Source organism: Pseudonocardia yuanmonensis (assembly GCF_039542425.1).
Taxonomy (GTDB): domain Bacteria; phylum Actinomycetota; class Actinomycetes; order Mycobacteriales; family Pseudonocardiaceae; genus Pseudonocardia; species Pseudonocardia yuanmonensis.
This window is the reverse complement of sequence record NZ_BAABIC010000003.1, coordinates 362,258-379,786: the sequence shown is the minus strand read 5'-3', so window position 1 is coordinate 379,786 and position 17,529 is coordinate 362,258. Positions and strand designations below refer to the sequence as shown.

Sequence of the window (17,529 nt, the reverse complement as noted above, 5' to 3'; positions counted from 1 at the left end):
CGGCGTGCCCGTCCGCGACGCTACGAGCCCGGCCGCGCCCGGTCAAACACCTGCATCAAAGGGTCTTCTCCGGCCGGCCGGCGCCGGTTACCGTCGATCACGTGCCGACGACGTCACCCCCTGTGGACCTGCTCGATCCGAACGCGTTCGCCGGGGGACACCCGCACGAGCTCTACCGCCGGCTGCGCGAGCACGATCCGGTGCACCGGCACGCCGAACCCGGGGGGCCGGGCTTCTGGGCCCTGACCCGGTACGCCGACGTGCGGGCGGTCGGCCGGGACGCGGAGACCTTCTCGTCGGAGCCGACGATCATGATCGCGGACCCGCTCGAGCCGGGCGACGGCGTGCACAAGATGATGCTGATGGCCGACGGCGCGGACCACACGCGGCTGCGGCGCATCACGTCGGCCGACTTCGTGCCCCGGGCCGCGCGCCTGCTGCGGCCGCGCATCGCCGAGCTGGCGCGGGAGATCGTGGGCGCGGTCGAGGGCCGCGGGGAGTGCGACCTGGTGACCGACCTCGCCGGGCTGATGCCGTCGTACGTGATCGCCGAGCTGCTGGACATCCCGCACGCCGACGGGGTGGCCCTCTACGACCTCACCGAGGCGATCCACGCCAGCCCGGAGGACGGGCGGACGGGGCCGACCGGCGCCGAGGCAGTCCAGCTGATGTTCGGGCACGCCCACGAGCTGTGGGAGCGCAAGCGCGCTCACCCCGGCGACGACCTGGCGAGCCGGATCGTGCACGCCTCGGCCGGCGACCGGCCGCTCGACGAGCTCGACTTCGCCCTCTACTTCCTGCTGCTGATCGACGCGGGCGGGGACACCACCCGCAACCTCGTCGCCGGCGGGATGGAGGCGCTGTTCGCGCACCCCGAGCAGCTCACGGAACTGCGCGCCGACCCGGACGGGCTGCTGCCGACCGCGGTCGAGGAGCTGCTGCGCTGGGTGAGCCCGGTCGTCTACATGCGCCGGCGGGCCACCCGCGACACCGTGCTGGGCGGGCGGGAGATCGCCGCCGGGGACAAGGTCGTCCTCTACTACGGCGCCGCCAACCGGGACCCCGCCCGCTTCCCCGAGCCGGAGCGGCTGGACCTGCGGCGCACACCGAACGACCATCTCGCCTTCGGCGGCGGACCGCACTTCTGCCTCGGCGCGCACGTCGGCCGGCTGGAGATCGACGCCATGCTCCGCGAGATCCTCGCGCTGCCGGGGCTCGAGCCGGCCGGCCCGGTCAAGTGGCAGCGCTCGACCTTCATCACCGGTCCGCGGAGGATGCCGGTGCGGTTCGTCCCGCGCTGATCAGCGCCGACCCGGGTCGGGTCGGCGCTGATCCCGCTGATCGTGCGGTGCCGGGCAGGGTGGAGCGCCGTCGACGCGCGTCCCGGCACGGCAGGTCCACGGCAGAGGCGCCGGACGGGCGGGGGGCGTCCCGGCCGTCCGGCGCCTACCTGGCTGCCTGGCGAGCATCTCGACAGACACCACCTCCTCACCGGTGTTCCGGCGGCCCCGGCGCGGCCACCCGGTAGGACCCAGAGTGACCCCGGCGGCCGCGACCGGGAACCGGCCCGGTGACGCCAAACACCCTCGGGGGCCTCACCCCGCCGGGACGGGGTGCCGGAGGGGACCCTGGCGTACACCGCTCGCCGGGCGACGCCGGCGCATGGATCGCATGCCCGGGGGTAGACCCAGGCGTCGTGGTGGTGAGGAGAGCGAGATGCCAGGCTGCCGGACCGAGCGGGCGTTGCGCCGGGAGAACGCGAACCTCCGTCGACTCCTCGCCGTGTCCTCGGCGATGGCGGAGCTCCTCGACGACGGCGAGATCATGTGCCGGGCGGCGGCCGCGGCCGAGGCGCTGACCTCGTGCACCGCGGTCGCCGCGCCGGCCGGCGACGGACACGCGGCCGTCCGCTCCCCGGACGGCCGCGTGCCCGAGCCCGGCCCGGTCGCGCGCCCGACCGAGTTCGGCGGCGCCGACGGCCGGGTGTCCGCCGAGGCCGGGGCGCCGTGGGCCACGGCCTACCCCCTGTGCGCACGGGACCGGCCCGTGGGGCACCTGGTGGTGCACTGCGCGCACGAGCCCTCCCGGGAGGATCTCGCGGTCCTGCGGATCCTCGTGCAGCAGACCGGGCTCGCGCTCACCACCGCACAGCTGCGCCGTCGTGAGCGGACCGCGGCGAAGGAGCGGGGGCGGGCCGGCGGGTCGCCGGGCGTGACGAACGAGCAGCTCGCGGCCGTGGTCCTGGACCTGCAACGCCGACGGGAGGCCCACGAGCGCCTGGCCGGTGCGGTGGCCGCCGAGACGGGCGAGGCCGGCATCGCGGCGGAGGTGCACCGACTGACGGGCATGCCGGTGGCGGTCGAGGACGCCTTCGGCGGGCTGCGGGCGTGGGCGGGGCCGGGCCGGCCGGAGAACCCGCCGCGCACCGTGCGCCGGCGGCGCACCGCGCTGCTGGACGAGGCCTGCCGCAGCCCCCGGCCCGTCCGCGACCGGGACCGGCTGGTCGCCGTGGCCCGCCCGCGGGACGAGGTGCTGGGCGTGCTGGCGCTCGTCGATCCCGACGGCCGGGCGGGAGAGTACGAGACCTTCGTCCTGCAGCACGGCGCGCTGATGCTGACCGTCGAGCTCAGCCACCAGCGGAACCTGGTGGAGACCGAGCTGCGGCTGCGCCGCGACCTCGTCGACGACCTGCTCGCCGGCACGGACGCCGTCGGTGCACGGGCGCGGGCCGAGGCCCTCGGGCACGACCTCGCGAGCCCGCACCGCGTCCTCGTGCTGAGCTGGCCCGCCGAGGACGCCGAGGAGGGCCTGGTCCGCGCCGTCGAGCACGCCACCCGGGCCGCCCTCGGGGCGACCGTCCTGCTGGCCCGGCGCCCGGACGGGGTGGTGCTGGTGGCCCCGGAGCCGGAGGAGCCGAACGGGCGGTGCCCGTGGGAGGAGCTGCACCGGGCGGTGGTCGACCGGGTCCGCGGCGACGGCGGTGCGATCGGCGTCGGCGCGGTGTGCCGCGACCCGGCCGGTCTCGCCCGCTCCTACCAGGAGGCGCGGCGCGCGCTCACCGTGCGCCTCGGCTCGGGCCGGCCGAGCGGGGTGACCCGCTACGAGGACCTGGGCATCTACCGCGTGCTCACGGTCGACGGCGACGACCGCGAGGTCCGCGGGTACGTCCGGGAGTGGCTCGGGTCGCTCCTCGACTACGACACCACCAGCGGGTCCGAGCTGGTCCGCACCGTGTGGCAGTACCTGGAGCAGGGCGGCAACTACGACGCCACCGCCCGCGCCCTGGTCATCCACCGCAGCACGCTGCGCTACCGGCTCCGGCGGATCAGGGAGATCAGCGGGCACGACCTGGGCGCCGTCGACACCCGGCTGAACCTGCACGTGGCGACCCGGGCGTGGCACCTGCTGCACGGCGTGGTGTGACCAGGCAGCTCGTCGCCGGACGGTCGCTCAGCCGGTGTCGGCGGTCGCGTCGTGCGGCGCGCCCACCCGCTTCGACTCGGGGGACCCGCGCTCGCGCAGGAACACCGCCAGCACGGCGAAGGACCCCACCGCGAGCAGCTCGGACTGCCAGTTCTGCAGCGTCCGGTTCCAGAAGTCCGGCTCGCCGAGGTAGCCGGTCCAGGACACCGGGTCCTGGCGGTCCGCGAGCTGCTCGGCGTTGAAGGCGGCCCAGCCCGCGACGGACTGCGCGGTCCAGGAGGCGAGGAACACGAGTCCGACGACCAGGCCGAGCGAGCGGGAGTACAGGAGGGTGCGCACGCCGCCGGCCTCGGCGGCGGGAGGGGCGCCGTCCGGGGCGTACCGGCCCACGGCCTGCTCCTCGTCGGACTCCCGGCCCGCGTCACCGAGCGGCTTCGACTCCGGCGAGCCGCGCTGCAGCAGCCACACCGTCGCCATGGTGTAGAGGAAGAACTGCAGGTACTCGGACTGCCAGTTCTCGGCGACGTCCACCCCGAAGCTCGACGACGTCACGTAGGTCGCAAGGCCGACGGCCTCGCCGCCCGACGCGACCTGCTGCTGGGTGAAGTCCGCGTAGCCCGCCAGCGCCTGCCCGCCCAGGGTGAGCAGGAAGGCGAGCCCGAAGGCCAGGCTCAGCCCGTTGTCCCGCAGGAAGCGCTTCATCGGTGCAGCACCCCCGCGACCGTCACCCATGCCAGCCACAGGCCGATGAGCAGCAGGTACGCCGTGAAGATCGCGCGTGTCCCGTTCACGGCCCCTCCACCGTGCACACGTAGGGGGCCTCGCCGCGCGGGACGCAGCCCGCCGCGGCGATCCGCCAGCCCTCGGACGTCCGGGTCAGGAAGAGCGTGTCCGCCGTCGTCCGGACCTGCGCCCGGTCGGACCACTCCTCGGCCCCGACGACCGTGCCCCGCGGCAGCGCGAGCGGGCCCAGCTCCGTCTCGCACGGCCCGCCACGCTGGTGCTCGAGCGTGTCCCGGGTCGCGGGGGCGAGCAGGGCGCACTCGGTCCGGACGTCGCCGGCCGCCGACGCGTCGACGAACTGCCGGGCGACGGTCTCCGCGCCGGAGGAGACCGTGCCGCAGCCGGCCAGCAGCAGCGGCGCCACGAGGGCGACCGGCAACGCCGACGCGACCCGGATCGGCCCGCCCCTCGCCGCCGCCAGTCTCCTCACCGGACCGGTGTTACCGAATCGGAGGAGTCCAAACAGGTCGTCGCCGAACGGTGGATCCGCAGGCTAGAGCGCCATCCGATGCCTGTCCGGAGTCGCCCACCCCTCGGCGAGCGGGACCGAGTACCAGATCTGCAGTCGTACGGAGGAGAAGAGCCACTCGCCGCCGACCCGGGCGTAGGTGTCGGCGAAGCGCCCGGAGAACAGGAAGCTCGTGCCGTGGTAGATCGGGGTGGCGAGCAGGTGGCTGGTGCCGGTCGCCTCGTCACCGGTGACCTCGACCGAGTGACCGTGCAGGAACTGCCGCACGAAGGGCGCCCCGTCGTCCGCCGGGAGCAGCTCCGGGATCCGGCCGAAGAACTCCCCGACCGCGGCCCGGCCCGAGGCCTTCCCGAGGTAGTCGTAGTCCAGCTCGGCGTCCTCGGTGAACAGCCCGCCGATCTCCGCCCACCGGTCGGTGTTGACGAAGTCGTGGAAGCGGTTGCGCAGCCGGCGGATCGCGTCCTGCGACTCCAGGACGTCGACCCTCCGGCGCAGCTCCGCGAGCTCGGCGGCGAGGTCGGGGCTCATCGGGCCCGGAAGGTGAGCGGCAGCGACTGCATCCCGTGCATGACGTAGCTCGGGTCGTAGCGGGGGACGAACCCGGGCTCCGCGAGCCGGATGTCATCGAGCCGCTCCAGCAGGACCTCGAACCCGATCCGCGAGACCGCCCGGGCCAGCGGCGCCCCGATGCAGGAGTGCGGCCCGTGGCCGAAGGCCTGGTGGGACCGCAGCTTCTCGCGCCCGGGGTCGAACTCGTCCGGGCGGTCGAAGACGGCGTCGTCCCGGTTGCCGGAGGCGTAGACGACCCACACGTGCGCGCCGGCCGGGATCGGCACGCCGCCCAGCTCGGTGTCCGCCGTCGCCACCCGGAACAGCCCCTGCACCGGCGACTCCAACCGCAGGCCCTCCTCGAGGCACCGCGGCAGGTCCTCGGGGTGCTCACGGAGCCGGGCCATCAGGGCCGGGTCCTCGCAGAGCATCAGCATGAAGGAGGAGATCTGCTTGGTGGTCGTGTCCGCGCCGGCCCCGATGAGCTGGCTGAAGAACCCGACCATCTCGTTGGGCGTGAGCGGTGCGTCCCCCTCGTTGCGGGCCTGGACGACGGCGGTGATGAGGTCGTCCGTCGGGTGCTGCCGGCGGTCCTCCACCTCGTTCTCGAAGAACGTCCAGAACTCGATCTGCGTCTCGAGCGTGGCGAGCAGCTGCTCGTCCGTCATGGACGTGCCGATCGTGGAGTTGATCGCGTCCGCCCAGCGGCGGAAGTCCGTGGAGTTCTCCACCGGCACCCCGAGCAGGGTCGCCAGTGCGTGGATCGGGGCGGGGGAGCAGAAGGCCGGGACGAGGTCGACCTGCCCGTCCGCGGCGAACCGGTCCACCAGCGCGTGGCACATCGCCCGGATCTGCGGCTCGATGCGCGCCACGGAGCGCGGGGTCAGCGCCTTGTTCAGGATCCGCCGGTGCCGGCTGTGGTGCGGCGGGTCCTGGGTGAACAGCACGTCGCCCCGGCTCATCACCACCCGGACCCGTTCCGCGAACTCCGGGGTCACGTCCGTCATCGCCCGGGTGATCGCGGCGATCGCCCCCGACACCGTCGGCCCCATCGGGTTCTGGTTGGAGAACAACCGCGGCTGGGTGTTGACCTTCTCGATGTCCGCGTGCCGGGTCACGACGTAGATGTCGTACTCCGGGTCGTGGTAGACGGGGGCGGTGCGCCGCAGCTCCGCGTAGTGCGGATAGGGGCAGCGCATCGCCTCCTGGTCCTGGTCGAAGACGGGCTTGGTCGGTCTCTTCTCCGTGGTGGTCATGTGCGTCCCCCGACGACGGTGTCCGGTGGCGGTGTCTGCTACTTGGCTCCCTGTCCCGCGTCGACGCGCAGGACGTGACCGGTGATCTGGTCGGCGTTGTCCGACGCCAGGAAGAGCACCGCGTCCGTGATGTGCTGCACCTCGGTGCGCCACTTCGGGCCGGGCATGTTGCCGGCGGCGGAGAACATCTCGTAGGCGGCGTCGGGGGTCATGTCGACCTCGCCCGCGAGCCCCAGCACCATGCCGGAGCCCTGGCCCTCGCCCGGCCGGATGGTGGCGGGCGCAATGCAGTTGACGTTGATCCCGAACTCGGCGAGCTCGAAGGCCCACGCCGAGGTCAGGCCCTCGATCGCGTGCTTGGCGGCCACGTAGTGGGACAGCTGCGCGTGCCCGGAGCCGGTGACGCCGGACGAGATGTTGACGATCTTGCCGGAGCCCCGCCCGATCATGTTCGGGACCACGTACTTCGCCACGTACATGTGCCCCTTGACGATCGTGTCGATCACGGCGTCCATGACGTGCGAGCGCATCCCCTGGATCGAGTCCAGCGCGGCGACGCCGGCGTTGCACACCAGGATGTCGATCCGCCCGTCGAAGAAGTCCAACGCCTTGGCCACGGCGCTCTCGACCTGGGACTCGTCCCGGATGTCGCACGGCAGCGGGATCACCCGCCGGTCCTTGTCCTCGATCGCCCGCACCGTGTCCTCGAGCATCTGCGCGGTGGCGAGCGGGTAGATGTCCGTGATCGGCTCGGTGATGTCGAGGGCGGCGATGTCGGCGCCGGCGTCGGCGAAGGCCTTCGCGTGGCTGAAGCCCTGGCCCTTCGCCGCGCCGGTGATCAGCACGTTCTTGCCCTCGAGTCCGCGCAGGACGGCGGCCATGAGGTCCTCCTCGGTGGTGGTGGTGGACGTCAGGGGGTGTCCGGGGTGCGAGGGGGTGTCAGGGTGTGACGACGGGGGCCGGCTGCGTGCCCGACGGCGCGGGAGCGGCCTCGTCCGAGACCGGGACGCCGCGGCCGTGAGCGTGCCGCTCGGCGGCCTCGCCCGGACCGCCGTTCGCCGCCGCCCACCGGACGGAGTCGACGATCATGTCGTAGCCGGTGCAGCGGCAGAGGTTGCCCTCGATCCCCTCGCGGATCTCCGTGTCGTCCGGCGCCTCGTTCTCCAGCAGCAGCCCGGTCGCGGCCATGACCATGCCGGGCGTGCAGTAGCCGCACTGCAGGCCGTGGCACTGCCGGAAGCCCTCCTGCACCGGGGACAGCTCGCCGCTGCCGGCCAGCCCCTCGACGGTGAGGATCTCGGCGCCGTCGGCCGCCACCGCCAGCACGGTGCACGACTTGACGGTCCGCCCGTCGAGCATCACGGTGCAGGCGCCGCAGTTGGAGGTGTCGCAGCCGACGTGGGTGCCGGTGAGCCCGCGGGTCTCGCGCAGGTAGTGCACCAGCAGCAGGCGGGACTCGATCTCGTCCTCGCCGACGGTGCCGTTGACCGTGATCCGGACCTTGTGGTGGGACATGTCAGCTCCCGTTCTGCTGGAGGACCCGCCAGACCTTCTGCGGGGTGCACGGCATCTCGACGTGCCGGACGCCGAGGTGGGACAGCGCGTCGACCACCGCGTTGACCACGGCCTGCGGCGCGGCGGTCGCGCCCGACTCGCCGAGGCCCTTGGCGCCGAGCGGGTTGAAGCTGGTCCTCGTGACGAGGTGGTCGGTCTCGTAGTGGGGGAGGTCGACGGCGCTGGGCAGGGTGTAGTCGACGAGCGTGCCGGCCAGCGGCTGACCGTCCGGCCCGTACGAGACCTCCTCGAGCAGCGCCTGGGCGATGCCCTGCGCGACGCCGCCGTGGATCTGCCCCTTGGCCATCAGCGGGTTGATCACCGTGCCGCAGTCGTCGACGGCGACGTACCGGGCGATCCGCACCTTGCCGGTCTCGCGGTCGACCTCGACCACGCAGCAGTGCGCGCCGGACGGGTAGGAGAGGTTCTGCGGCTCGTGGAAGGCCGTCTCGTCGAGGCCGAGGTCGAAGCCGTCGGGCAGCAGGTGGGGCTTGAACGCCCGCACCGCGACCTCGCCCGTGCCCACCGCCTTGCCGGGGGCGCCCTTGACCCGGAACGCGCCGTCGACCAGCTCGACATCGGACTCGTCCGCCTCGAGCATGTGCGCGGCGATGCGCGCCGCCTTCTCCCGGACCTTGATCGCGGCCTTCATCACGGCGGAGCCGCCGACGGGCACGCCGCGGCTGCCCATCGTGCCGATGCCCTCCTGCACGGTGGCCGTGTCGCCGTGGATCAGGGTGATCCGGTCGAAGTCGATCTGCAGCTCGTCCGCCACGATCTGGGCGAACGCCGTCTGGTGGCCCTGGCCGTGCGGGCTGGTGCCGACCTTGATCACCGCGGAGCCGTCGACGTTGAGCCGGACGTTGGCGGACTCCCAGCCGCCGACGTAGCCGAACTGCTCGAACAGCGGCGTGGGGCCGAAGCCGCCCATCTCGACGAACGTGGAGAATCCGATCCCGAGCAGCGGCGCGGACGGGTCCTCCCGCCGGGTGGCCTGCTCCTTGCGCAGCATCGGGTAGTCGACGTGCTCGAGGAGCTTGTCGAGCGCGCCCGGGAAGTCCGCCTCGTCGTAGACGATGCCCTCGAACTGGGTGGCGAAGGGCATCTCGCCGGGCTGGACGAAGTTGCGCCGCCGCACCTCCAGCGGGTCCAGACCGAGCTCGGCGGCGACGTGGTCGACCACCCGCTCGATCATGAACGAGGCCTCCGGGCGGCCGGCGCCGCGGTACGAGCCGACCGGGGTCGTGTTGGTGACGACCGACCGGAAGCTCGGCGCGATGACCGGGATCTTGTAGCAGCCGCCGGACATGAACGAGGTCAACGTGGGCAGCCCGATGCCCGTGGCGTCGGGCCAGCCGCCGCAGTCCTGGGTGATCCGCACGCGCAGGGCGAGCAGCCGGCCGTGGTCGTCGAAGCCGACCTCGACGTCGTGCTCCTGGGCCCGGCCGTGGACCATCGAGGTCATGTTCTCGCTACGGGTCTCGAGGTACTTGACCGGACGCCGCAGCCGCCGGGACAGCTCCGCGGTGAGGATGAACTCCGGGTAGCAGGAGGCCTTGGCGCCGAACCCGCCGCCGACGTCCGGCGCGACGACCCGGACCTCCTGCTGGGACAGCCCGAACAGCTGGGCCATCTCGTTGCGCATGTGGTGCGGGGTCTGCGTGGTGGCGTAGATCGTGAGGCCGGAGTTCTGCCAGTCCGAGAGGCAGACTGTCGGCTCCATCGGCACGGCGGCGCAGCGCTGGTTGCGCAGGTGGATCGCGAGCCGGTGCGGGGCCGCGGCGAGCTCCTCCTCGGCGTCCGTGGCCGACAGGACCTGCTCGAGCACGACGTTGGACGTGGTCCCGTCGATGATCGGCACGGCGTCCTCGGCGGTCGCGGCCGCGATCGACGCCATCACCGGCAGTTCCTCGTACTCGACGTGGACGGCCTCAGCCGCGTCGGCGGCGAGGTAGCGGTCGGTGGCGACGACGACGGCGACGCACTCGCCCACGAAGTGCACCCGGTCCTTCGCCAGGCACGGCCGCTCCATCCCGGGAACCGACCGGTTCGGCGGCAGGCCCTCCAGGTCCGCGTTCGTCCACACGCCCAGGACACCGGGCATCGCCGCCGCCTCGCCGGTGTCGATCGACAGGATGCGGGCGTGTGCGAGGAAGGAGCGCACGTACGCCATGTGCACGGTGCCGGGGAGCCGGACGTCGTCGACGTACGTGCCGCGCCCGGTGAGCAGGGCCGGGTCCTCCTTGCGGACCACCGCCGCGCCGACCATGGATCCCATGTGCGGACCTCCTCGTCCTGCTGCCTACCGGCCGTATGGTGGATGGAGCGGACCATGTGCTCCCGGTCACGCCGAGTGGACGTTAGGAACCTAACGTCGCTCCGTCCCGACGGCAAGGATCAACCCGCGATCGCGGCGAGAGCGAGCCGCTCCACCTGGACGTCCGGCGGCTCGGGGAAGAGCAGCCGCAGGGGCGAGGTGGACGTCCGGCCGGCCGACCAGCGCGGCGAGCACCCCGCGGAACCCGACCACGACGGCGTCGGTGTCGCCCGCGACCTGGACGTACGCGTCCTCGTCGGCGCCGACGGTGACCGGGCGCGAGTAGACCGTGGCCGCGTAGCCGCCTAGCGAGATCGCCGGACGGGGGTGCGGGGTCATCCCCCGAGGACCACCGGGTAGCGCGCGAAGTGGTCCCGCGCGGAGTGCGGGTCCCGCTGCGGGGCGGCGTCCGGATCGGGCCGGCCGCCCGCGGCGAGCAGCGCCTCGAGCATGAGGGTGACGGTGCCGAGCACCCGCTCGGACTCGCTCACCGGGTGCCCCTCGGGCGCCGGCACACCGCCCGCCAGTTCGGTGCCGATGCAGGCGTGCATGCCCCCGCCGAAGGCGTGGCCCCAGCGCGGGACGTCCGGGGGCACCTCGCGCAGCGGGTCGTAGACCTCGGGCCGGTCGAAGACCTGCGGGTCCCGGTTGGCCGCCGCGATGTCGAGGACGACGAACGAGCCCTCCGGGATCTCGATCCCGCCGCGCAGGCTGATCGGGGCGAGCGCGCGGCGCTGCGCCACCGGGCTGGCAGGGTGCAGGCGCAGGGTCTCGTACACGCAGCGCTGCAGGAGCGACGGATCGTGCCGGGCCTTCTCCGCCGCCGCGGGCTCCCGGCCGGCCCAGGCGAACCAGTCGTCCGCGGCGTGGGTGAACGCGTCGGCGGTGGAGTGCGAGCCCGCCTGCAGGTAGAAGGCGCACTCGCGGCGCAGCACGTCCCGGTCGATCCCGAGTTCGTCCCGGTTGCGCAGCAGCGCGGTGAGCACGTCCCTCGGCAGGTCGTCCTCGGTGATCCCGCCGGCCGCGAGCTGCGTGAGCAGGGCCTCCCGGCGCTCGATCGACGGCTGGAGGAACAGTGCGTCGAACTCCTCGAGGGCCGCGGCGACCTCCGCCCGGACCTCCTCCGGGTCACGGGTGGTGTGGACCAGGGTGGCGCCCTCGGAGAACTTCTTCGCGAAGCGGTAGAGCGCGTCGACCGCGGCATCGGTCTCCGCCGTGCTCCCCGTCGGCTTGTCCAGCCCGGCGACCATCGCGGTGAGGTTCATGATCGTGCGGTAGCCGAGCTCCAGGAGGTCGGCCCGGCCCGCGGCGGCGAAGGGGGCCAGGGTCTCCTGCACCACGTCGCGCAGGAACGCCCGCTCCCAGTACCGGAACGTGCCGCGGCGGAACAACCGGTTCTCCACCCGGCGGCGCCGGCGGTGGTCCGCGCCGTGCAGCACGAGCAGGCAGTCCGCCATCACGACCCCGCCGGCGTCGTAGAGGGCCTGCTCCAGGTCGTGCTGCCGGTAGGCCTCGCGCACGTCGGCGTACCGGTCGAGCGTGATCGTCTGCATGCTCCGCCTCGTTGCGTCCCTGCGTCGTGACAGTTCTAGCGACGCTAGCAACGCGGCCGGACCGACGTCTACGGTCGCGGCGCCGGGCAGCGGACGACGCGGGGCGCGGCGGCGCGGTTGACGTCAGAGGGCTAACGACTACTGTCCGGGGCAGGCCGACGGCGTCCGGGAGGGACCATGAGCGCACCGACGGTGACCGAGGGCGGGACGGTGGTCACGCTGACCTCCTTCGCCGACGCCAAGGAGGCCTACCGCAGCGCCGAGCTGCGCCAGTCGCTCTACGACGAGGGCGAGGTCGTGATGGCCGACGTCCTGGTCAACCTGCACGGCCGCGAGCACCGCGACCGGCGGCGGGTGGAGAACCGGATGTTCCGCCGCGAGGTCTTCGAGCGCTACGAGCGGGAGCTGTTCCCGGGGGTCGTCGCGCGCACGCTGCAGCCCTACGTCGAGCGCGGCGGGGTCGACCTCGTGCACCTCGGCCACGAGCTGATGCTCAACCTGGCCGCGCTGACCGCGGGCGTCGACCGGCCCGAGGGCACGGCGGAGGAGACCGCCCGGCTCTACGCCTACATGATGCGCTTCATCCAGGGCGCCACCCTCGCGCACTCCACCGGCGACCGGGCGGCGGAGGCGGCGGCCGTCGCGCAGGCCCTCGAGGACTGGGACGCCGAGTTCCTGGCCCCCTCGATCGCGCGGCGGCGGGCGCTGCTGGCGGCGGGGGAGGAGCTGCCGCGGGACGTCCTGGCCACCCTGCTGCGCCACGAGGACGAGCTCGGGCTGCCGCACCACGTGATCCGCCGCGAGGTCGCGTTCTTCCTGCTCGCGGGCGGCCACACCAGCGCCACGGCCTTCGTGCGGACCGTCGACCACCTGCTCGACCGGCTCGAGACGCGGCCGGACGAGCGGGCGCGGGTCGCCGATCCGCTGTTCCTGCAGCGGTGCGTGCACGAGACGGTGCGGCTGAACCCGTCGAGCCCTGTGGGGCGACGACGGGCGCTCGCCCCGGTCCGGCTGCGGTCCGGCGTGGAGATCCCCGAGGGCGCCACGGTGGTGATCGACCTGCACGCGGTCAACCGGGACGTCACCGTCTTCGGGCCCGACGCCGCGGAGTTCGACCCGGACCGTGCGGTGCCGCCCGGCGTGGCGCCGTTCGGGCTCAGCTTCGCCGCGGGCATGCACGTGTGCATCGGTCAGGACCTGGCCGCGGGCGTGGTCGCCCGCGGCGGCGCCGATCCGGACGCCCACCTGTTCGGGCTGGTCACCGGCGCGGTCGGGCAGCTGTTCGCCGCCGGTGTGCGGCGCGACCCGGCGACCCCGCCCCGGCGCGACACCGCGACCGCCCGGCCGTACTGGGGCACCTACCCCGTCCTGCTGGGAGGAGACCGATGAGCTACCGCGTCTCGGTGGACCCGGAGGTGTGCATCAGCTCCGGGAGGTGTGTCGCCGACGCGCCCGACCTCTTCCGCTTCGACGCCGACGAGATCGCCGAGCCCGTACCCGGGGCCCCGCAGCCGGCCGACGAGCGCGCGCTCGACCTCGCCCGTGCCTGCCCGTCGGGGGCCCTGCTGGTCCACGACGCGGACACGGGCGAGGAGGTCGACGTCTTCGGGTAGGGCGTGACCGGCCGTTGACAGGAGCGTCGTCAGCTTTCTAACGTCGCTCCGACGGGTGCCCCCGTCACGACGACGACGTCACCGGGAGCCGACCGTGACCAGAACCGTGCCCGAGGTCGACCGGACCACGAGCCGCGCCGTCCGCCGCACCGTCCTCGGCGGGGTCGTGGGCTCCTTCGTGGAGTTCTACGAGTTCTCGGTCTACGCGGTGCTCGCGGCCACGCTCGCGGCGGTCTTCTTCCCCGCGGCCGACCCGGCGACGGGCCTGCTGTCCTCCCTCGCGGTCTTCGCCGTCGCGTTCTTCGCCCGGCCGCTCGGCGGCTTCGTGTGGGGCGCGGTCGGGGACCGGATCGGGCGCAAGCGCACGCTCGCGCTGACCGTGATCCTGATGTCGGTCGCGACCACGCTGATGGGCGTGCTGCCCGGCTACGCCACGATCGGCGTCGCCGCGCCGGTCCTGCTGATCGTGCTGCGCTTCCTGCAGGGCGTGTCCGCGGGCGGCGAGATCTCCGGCGCGGTGTCCTTCATCGCCGAGCACTCGCCGGTGCACCGCCGCGGCCTCTACGTCGGCCTGATCTCGGTCGGCTCGGTCGTCGGCACCCTGCTGGGCAGCGTGTTCCCCGGGATCCTGCTGCTCACCCTGTCGACGGAGGCCATGCAGGCGTGGGGCTGGCGCCTCCCGCTGCTGCTCGCCCTGCCGATGGGCGTGATCGGCCTCTACATCCGGCGCCGGCTCGACGAGACGCCGCACTTCACGGCGCTGCGCGAGGAGCGGGCGCGGGCGGCCAACCCGGTCGGGGCGGCGCTGCGCGGCGGGGAGAACCGCCGCCTGCTCGTCCGGTCCTTCCTGCTCATCGCGGTGAACGCGGCCTCGTTCTACATGATCGTGGGCTACCTGCCGTCCTTCGCGTCCAAGAGCCTGCAGCTGACCGGCTACCAGGCCTTCGCGCCGTCACTGATCGCCCTCACGGCGTGCCTGGTCGCCGAGGTGCTCGGGGCCTGGTGGTCGGACCGGATCGGCCGGCGCACCGTGCTGCTGGTCTCCGGGGTGGGGCTGCTGGTCCTGTCGTACCCGTCGTTCCTGCTGATCACGTCCGGCTCGTTCGGGCTGATCGCGGTCGGGCTCGTGGTGTTCGGCCTGCTCGCCGGCGGTTACGCGGCCGTCACCAACTCGACGCTCACCGAGATGTTCCCGACACGGGTGCGGGTCAGCGGCCACGGGATCACCTACAACCTGTCCGTGGCCCTGTTCGGCGGGTCGGCCCCGTACCTGCTGACCTGGCTGGGCGCGGTGACGGGCAGCAGCCTCGTCGGCGCGTTCTACGTGATGATCCTTGCGGTGGTCTCGCTGCCGGCGGTGCTGCGGCTCCGGGAGACGGCGGGCCGGCCGCTCCGGACGGAGTAGGGACTCAGAGTCGCAGCAGCCGGCGGGCGTTCGCCGTGAGGGTCCCGGCCAGGTCGCCCGCCGGCGCGTCGGCCGCGCCGGAGTCCCAGCCGGCGAAGTTGGTGCCGAACACCAGGCGGTCGACGCCCGCGTGCGCCACGAGCAGCTCCAGGGAGAGCTCGTCGTGCACATGGGTGTCGAACCAGATCCGCCGGTAGTAGTGCTCGAAGCCGTTGGCGCGCAGCGCCTCCGAGGCCCAGGGCCGCTTCTCCACGGCGCGCGCGAACCGGCCCGACAGGAACGCCGCCGCCCCGCCGCCGTGCGAGACGCACACGTCCAGCCCGGGATGGCGCTCCAGCACCCCGCCGAACACCAGGGCGGCGACGGCGAGCGTCTCGTCGTAGGCGAAGCCGAGCAGCAGGTCGAGGTCGAACCGGCGCAGCCGGCGGTCGTCCGGCGGCCCCTCGGCCCCCAGCGGCGAGGGGTGCACGAACAACGGCACGTCGAGGTCGACGACGGCCTCGTAGAGCGGGTCGAGCTCCCGGTCGTCGAGTGTGCGGCCCGCCGGGTCGGTGTCCAGGTAGATCCCGACCATCCCGAGGTCGCGCACGGCCCGGCGGGCCTCCGCGACCGCGGCCGGCACGTCCTGGACGGGCAGCTGGGCGCAGGCCAGCAGCCGGTCCGGGTGGGCGCCGGCGAGGGCGGCCAGGCCGTCGTTGTGGCTGCGGGCGAAGGCGACGGCGTCCGTGGGCGGCAGCGCGCCGAAGTACGTCAGCGGGTTGGGGGAGAGGACCTGCACCGCGATCCCCGTCTCGTCCATCGCCGCCAGCCGGAGGTCGACGTCCATGAACGGGCTGCCCGCATACCGCACGCCGTGCAGCACGTAGTCGCCGACGCGGTAGAAGGGGCGCCCGTCCGGGGACGTGCCGAGCTCCGGGCCGGCGGCCCCCGCCGCGCCCTCCGACGAGGCCAGGACGGCGTGGGCGTGCACGTCGACCAGCCCGTCGACCGGCCCGGCACCCGGCCCGGCATCCGGCCCGGCATCCGGCCCGGCATCCGGCCCGGCATCCGGCCCGGCATCCGGCTCAGACATGCGAGAGGCGCTCGAGCTGCTCCTCGGTGAAGGCCAGCGACCGGGTGAGCGGGCAGGCGGCCAGGAACCGCACCTGGTCCTCGGTGCGCTGGCGGCGCTCCGGGATCGGGGCGGTGAGGTCGATCCGGCGGCCGTCCTTGATCACCTCGACGATGCGCTCCTTGTGCTGGAGGATCCGCACGTCGGCGAGCGGGTCGCCGTCGACCACGAGGACGTCGGCGATCCGGCCGGTCTCGAGCGTGCCGACCTCGCCCTCGAGCCGCATCGCGAAGGCGCCGTTGGCGGTGGCCGCCACGATCGCCTCCATCGGCGTCATGCCCATGTAGGTCACGAACATCTCCAGCTCGCGGGCGTGCCACTCGCCCACCGGGGTCACCGCGAAGCCCGTCTCGGAGCCGGTCAGGAACGTCACCCCGGCCGCGTGCGCCTTGGTGAGCTGGGCGGCGGTCACCTCGATCTCGGCGCGGAACACGTCGAGCAGCTCGGGCGCGCTGCCGACCTTCTCGCCGTAGTCGGCGAGGTTGCCGAGCAGGGTGAAGGTCGGGCACATGGCGCTGCCCGCGTCGACCACGGCCTGGATGGCCTCGTCGTCGAGGTAGGACGCGTGGTAGATCAGATCGACGCCGGCCCGGGCGGCGTCCCGGGTCGAGTCGGAGTTGCGGCAGTGCGCCACGACCTTCGTGTTCAGCTCGTGCGCGGTGTCGCAGACGGTGCGCAGCTCGTCGAAGTTCCAGACCTTGACCTCGGGGCCCTTCATCGACGGGATCAGCCCGGTGACCATGATCTTGATCCAGTCGACGCCGTACTTGATCTGCCGGCGGATCTCGTTGACCATCACGTCCCGCCCGGTGACCACGGTGGCGTAGCCGGTGCGGCCCTCGTCCTTGATCATCCGGCCGGCGGTGCCACCGAGCATGGTCATCAGTGCCTGCCCGCCGGCTCGCATGCGCGGGCCCTCGACGATCCCCGCCTCGATGGCGTCCCGCAGCTCGACGCCGATGTTCCAGAGGCAGTCCGCGTCGAGCACGCTGGTCACGCCCGCCCGCAGCACCTTGCGCGCGTTGTAGGCCGAGAGCATCGAGCTGTAGGCCTCGGTGCGGTGATGGAACAGCTCGTCGTTGCCGGTGGGCTCTCCGAAGGTCAGGTGCGTGTGGGCGTCGATCAGGCCCGGCATCACGGTCTTCCCGGTCGCGTCGATCCGCTCGACCTCCGGGCCCGCGGCCTCGACGGCCGCCGCGCCCAGGGCCGCGATCCGGCCCGCGCGCACCAGCACCGCCTCGCCGGCGCGGGGTGGTGCCCCGGTGCCGTCCACGACGGTGCCGCCGGTGATCAGGATGCCGTCCGCCACGGCGCGCCTCCTCGCTGAGTCCGCGGCGCGGTTTCCGGCCGTGAGCCGACTGACGACTACCGCGCCCGCGCGCCAGTCTCGCACAGACCCCGCCCCGATGGTGGACGTCCGGCCGGTGCGGGCAGTAGCGTCGTTACCCAGCCAACGCCGCTTTTCGTCGTCGCCATCCCGGCGCACCGCGGCGCCA

General features: G+C 73.4%; 16 protein-coding genes. 5 read left to right on the top strand and 11 right to left on the bottom strand.

Going from position 1 to position 17,529, the window contains the following annotated elements; all coding sequences use genetic code 11:
* Positions 1-101: 101 nt before the first annotated feature.
* Together ABD990_RS06420 and ABD990_RS06415 are read left to right on the top strand one after the other, a co-directional pair.
* Entirely contained in the window at positions 102-1,301 is a 1,200-nt protein-coding gene (locus ABD990_RS06420; protein WP_345378991.1) for a cytochrome P450, read from the top strand.
* A gap of 415 nt (positions 1,302-1,716) precedes the next feature.
* Positions 1,717-3,423, top strand: coding sequence for a helix-turn-helix domain-containing protein (locus tag ABD990_RS06415; RefSeq protein ID WP_345378990.1), 1,707 nt, complete (start codon positions 1,717-1,719; stop codon positions 3,421-3,423).
* Positions 3,424-3,450: 27 nt separating this feature from the next.
* Here the strand turns inward: ABD990_RS06415 and ABD990_RS06410 are convergent, their stop codons facing one another.
* The 9 genes from ABD990_RS06410 to ABD990_RS06370 all read right to left on the bottom strand — a co-directional run bounded on the left by ABD990_RS06410 (position 3,451) and on the right by ABD990_RS06370 (position 11,904).
* Positions 3,451-4,125, bottom strand: a complete 675-nt coding sequence (locus tag ABD990_RS06410; RefSeq protein WP_345378989.1) for a DUF6766 family protein — start codon at positions 4,123-4,125, stop codon at positions 3,451-3,453.
* A gap of 85 nt (positions 4,126-4,210) precedes the next feature.
* Positions 4,211-4,636, bottom strand: coding sequence for a hypothetical protein (locus ABD990_RS06405; RefSeq protein WP_345378988.1), 426 nt, complete (start codon positions 4,634-4,636; stop codon positions 4,211-4,213).
* 63 nt (positions 4,637-4,699) lie between these two features.
* On the bottom strand, positions 4,700-5,203 hold the full coding sequence (locus ABD990_RS06400) for a nuclear transport factor 2 family protein (protein WP_345378987.1): 504 nt from the start codon (positions 5,201-5,203) through the stop codon (positions 4,700-4,702).
* Positions 5,200-6,480 (bottom strand): cytochrome P450, encoded by a 1,281-nt coding sequence (locus ABD990_RS06395; RefSeq protein ID WP_345378986.1) that lies wholly within the window; start codon positions 6,478-6,480, stop codon positions 5,200-5,202. The genes ABD990_RS06400 and ABD990_RS06395 overlap by 4 nt, the downstream gene beginning before the upstream one ends.
* A gap of 38 nt (positions 6,481-6,518) precedes the next feature.
* Positions 6,519-7,361, bottom strand: coding sequence for an SDR family NAD(P)-dependent oxidoreductase (locus ABD990_RS06390; RefSeq protein ID WP_345378985.1), 843 nt, complete (start codon positions 7,359-7,361; stop codon positions 6,519-6,521).
* Between the two features lie 58 nt (positions 7,362-7,419).
* Positions 7,420-7,995, bottom strand: a complete 576-nt coding sequence (locus ABD990_RS06385) for a (2Fe-2S)-binding protein (protein WP_345378984.1) — start codon at positions 7,993-7,995, stop codon at positions 7,420-7,422.
* A gap of 1 nt (position 7,996) precedes the next feature.
* Positions 7,997-10,312 carry a xanthine dehydrogenase family protein molybdopterin-binding subunit gene (locus ABD990_RS06380; protein ID WP_345378983.1) on the bottom strand — a complete coding sequence of 772 codons (2,316 nt, stop codon included), beginning with the start codon at positions 10,310-10,312 and terminating at the stop codon, positions 7,997-7,999.
* Positions 10,313-10,402: 90 nt separating this feature from the next.
* Positions 10,403-10,690, bottom strand: coding sequence for a hypothetical protein (locus ABD990_RS06375; protein ID WP_345378982.1), 288 nt, complete (start codon positions 10,688-10,690; stop codon positions 10,403-10,405).
* Entirely contained in the window at positions 10,687-11,904 is a 1,218-nt protein-coding gene (locus tag ABD990_RS06370; protein ID WP_345378981.1) for a cytochrome P450, read from the bottom strand. Before ABD990_RS06370 ends, ABD990_RS06375 begins: the two co-directional genes overlap by 4 nt.
* Positions 11,905-12,081: 177 nt before the next feature.
* Here ABD990_RS06370 and ABD990_RS06365 point away from each other — a divergent pair, with 177 nt between their 5' ends.
* The 3 genes from ABD990_RS06365 to ABD990_RS06355 all read left to right on the top strand — a co-directional run bounded on the left by ABD990_RS06365 (position 12,082) and on the right by ABD990_RS06355 (position 14,922).
* A complete protein-coding gene (locus ABD990_RS06365) occupies positions 12,082-13,293 on the top strand; it encodes a cytochrome P450 (RefSeq protein ID WP_345378979.1) in 1,212 nt (403 codons plus the stop codon).
* The gene (locus ABD990_RS06360) at positions 13,290-13,517 is read left to right on the top strand and encodes a ferredoxin (protein WP_345378977.1); all 228 of its coding nucleotides are present in this window, start codon (positions 13,290-13,292) and stop codon (positions 13,515-13,517) included. Before ABD990_RS06365 ends, ABD990_RS06360 begins: the two co-directional genes overlap by 4 nt.
* 94 nt (positions 13,518-13,611) lie before the next feature.
* Positions 13,612-14,922 carry an MFS transporter gene (locus ABD990_RS06355; protein WP_345378975.1) on the top strand — a complete coding sequence of 437 codons (1,311 nt, stop codon included), beginning with the start codon at positions 13,612-13,614 and terminating at the stop codon, positions 14,920-14,922.
* A gap of 4 nt (positions 14,923-14,926) precedes the next feature.
* On the opposite strand, the gene ABD990_RS06350 is transcribed toward ABD990_RS06355, so the two are convergent.
* Entirely contained in the window at positions 14,927-15,994 is a 1,068-nt protein-coding gene (locus ABD990_RS06350; RefSeq protein WP_345378974.1) for an amidohydrolase family protein, read from the bottom strand.
* Positions 15,987-17,342: a metal-dependent hydrolase family protein gene (locus ABD990_RS06345; protein ID WP_345378973.1), complete on the bottom strand. Its 1,356-nt coding sequence runs from the start codon at positions 17,340-17,342 to the stop codon at positions 15,987-15,989. The genes ABD990_RS06350 and ABD990_RS06345 overlap by 8 nt, the downstream gene beginning before the upstream one ends.
* Positions 17,343-17,529: the final 187 nt, after the last annotated feature.

Excerpts from the sequence above, each read along its gene's own strand:
- ABD990_RS06415 (WP_345378990.1), top strand. The coding sequence starts at position 1,717 with ATGCCAGGCTGCCGGACCGAGCGGGCGTTGCGCCGGGAGAACGCGAAC.
- ABD990_RS06410 (WP_345378989.1), bottom strand. The coding sequence starts at position 4,125 with ATGAAGCGCTTCCTGCGGGACAACGGGCTGAGCCTGGCCTTCGGGCTC.
- ABD990_RS06400 (WP_345378987.1), bottom strand. The coding sequence starts at position 5,203 with ATGAGCCCCGACCTCGCCGCCGAGCTCGCGGAGCTGCGCCGGAGGGTC.
- ABD990_RS06395 (WP_345378986.1), bottom strand. The coding sequence starts at position 6,480 with ATGACCACCACGGAGAAGAGACCGACCAAGCCCGTCTTCGACCAGGAC.
- ABD990_RS06390 (WP_345378985.1), bottom strand. The coding sequence starts at position 7,361 with ATGGCCGCCGTCCTGCGCGGACTCGAGGGCAAGAACGTGCTGATCACC.
- ABD990_RS06385 (WP_345378984.1), bottom strand. The coding sequence starts at position 7,995 with ATGTCCCACCACAAGGTCCGGATCACGGTCAACGGCACCGTCGGCGAG.
- ABD990_RS06380 (WP_345378983.1), bottom strand. The coding sequence starts at position 10,312 with ATGGGATCCATGGTCGGCGCGGCGGTGGTCCGCAAGGAGGACCCGGCC.
- ABD990_RS06375 (WP_345378982.1), bottom strand. The coding sequence starts at position 10,690 with ATGACCCCGCACCCCCGTCCGGCGATCTCGCTAGGCGGCTACGCGGCC.
- ABD990_RS06370 (WP_345378981.1), bottom strand. The coding sequence starts at position 11,904 with ATGCAGACGATCACGCTCGACCGGTACGCCGACGTGCGCGAGGCCTAC.
- ABD990_RS06365 (WP_345378979.1), top strand. The coding sequence starts at position 12,082 with ATGAGCGCACCGACGGTGACCGAGGGCGGGACGGTGGTCACGCTGACC.
- ABD990_RS06360 (WP_345378977.1), top strand. The coding sequence starts at position 13,290 with ATGAGCTACCGCGTCTCGGTGGACCCGGAGGTGTGCATCAGCTCCGGG.
- ABD990_RS06350 (WP_345378974.1), bottom strand. The coding sequence starts at position 15,994 with ATGTCTGAGCCGGATGCCGGGCCGGATGCCGGGCCGGATGCCGGGCCG.